Annotated in this window: 3 protein-coding genes and 1 pseudogene; all 4 read right to left on the bottom strand. The window is 41.4% G+C overall.

Annotation, left to right across the window (positions count from 1 at the left end; all coding sequences use genetic code 11):
- Positions 1–402: aminotransferase class I/II-fold pyridoxal phosphate-dependent enzyme (locus IQR33_RS09070; protein ID WP_193843650.1), on the bottom strand; the 402-nt coding region annotated here is incomplete at its 3' end.
- Entirely contained in the window at positions 402–923 is a 522-nt protein-coding gene (locus IQR33_RS09065) for a GNAT family N-acetyltransferase (protein ID WP_053303384.1), read from the bottom strand. The genes IQR33_RS09070 and IQR33_RS09065, both read right to left, overlap by 1 nt.
- Entirely contained in the window at positions 917–1,324 is a 408-nt protein-coding gene (locus IQR33_RS09060; RefSeq protein WP_167415626.1) for a sugar 3,4-ketoisomerase, read from the bottom strand. The genes IQR33_RS09065 and IQR33_RS09060 overlap by 7 nt, the downstream gene beginning before the upstream one ends.
- Positions 1,325–1,464: pseudogene (locus IQR33_RS35825) on the bottom strand (glucose-1-phosphate thymidylyltransferase); the annotation flags it as partial.

Below are 1,464 nucleotides of genomic sequence, written 5' to 3'. Positions count from 1 at the left end.
CGGCAAAATGACTTTCGTCTTTTCTGTAATCGCCGCTTCAATCGCTTCAGGACTGATATTGTGCGTCTGCTCATCCGGCTCCACAAACACCGGAACCAAGTCCGCTTCGGTGACGGCCAGTACCGACGCGATATAGGTGTTACCCGGTACGATAACTTCATCACCCTTGTTTATTTTGCCTAGTTCTCGCCAAGCCTTTAGCGTCAGTGTTAAAGCATCTAAGCCATTCGCAACGCCTACACAGTGTTTAACACCACAGTAGTCAGCAAATGCTTGTTCAAACTGTTCCGTTTCCTTGCCAAGGATATACCAGCCAGATTCAATCACGCGTGCACAGGCTTGTTTCAATTCGTCTTCGTACTCGGCATTTAAGCGCTTTAGCTCTAAAAAATTAACGTTCATTATCTACCTAGGATTTTTTCACACTTCAATTTCATTGGCTCAATATCTGACGGGTATATTTCATAAAGATAATCCAAGTCTGTATCGCCAACGAGTCGAGCACCGAACTTTTCATGGAATTTATTTACCGCATGGTTATCTTTGCGAACATCGAAGTGGCATTTTTCAAAACCCAACACATCAAAGCCAAACTGATAAACTAAAAGAGCACTTTCGAGGGCAGCGTAACGTGTTTTTTCATGATTCAGGATCCAACTTCCCCAACAAAAAGAGACACCTTTAAAGTCGTAAAGTCTAACTGTTCCGCATTTGGTTCCATCTAGCCTCTCTATAATGAAGTAAAACTGCTTCTTTTGTTGCTCGTCCTCTTTATACGCTCTTATCCATAATCTTTGTGCTTCAACACTCGTATCGCATTTAGACAAGTGTGTATTGTATTTTTCATCACCTCGAAGCCGAGTTATAAACTCTGCATCATCTTCTTGAACAAGGCGAAGTTGTATTGTCTTACTTTTCAACATGTTTTTTTTACCACATTCAAAAATTCAGCATAATCGCGTATGTAATCGGCTTCATCATACAATTCACTAGCGACAACCATTAGTACACAATCTTCAGAAAAGTCGTGCATCTCACGCCATTTTAAGCCTTTGATATGCAGTCCTACATCAGGAGAGGAAAGCGTCACTGTCTCTTTCGTGGTACCATCATCAATGACGAAAGTCACGCTACCTTTCATGCAGATAGCGACTTGCTCTAAGTCGTAATGTGCATGAAAGCCCCTCGCTAAACCGCTTTGTGTATCAAAGATGTAGTAAATACGTTTGATATCAAACGGAATGTTTTTATGTTGCTCTAACGAGATTAATGAGCCTCGCTCATCACCCATTTTCTGAAAATATATTAGCGGTATATTCGACATTTATTCTTCCAATAACTCTAGAAGATAGCGGCCATAATCGTTTTTAGATAAGGCTTTTCCTGCAGCTTGAATGTGCTCTCGCGTTAACCACCCTCGACGATACGCAATCTCTTCTAAGCAAGCCACTTTGTAACCTTGTC

Source organism: Vibrio sp. OPT46 (assembly GCF_015163535.1).
Classification (GTDB): Bacteria; Pseudomonadota; Gammaproteobacteria; order Enterobacterales; family Vibrionaceae; genus Vibrio; species Vibrio alginolyticus.
Note: the sequence above shows the minus strand (reverse complement) of the source record. Positions and strands in the feature narration are given on the sequence as shown.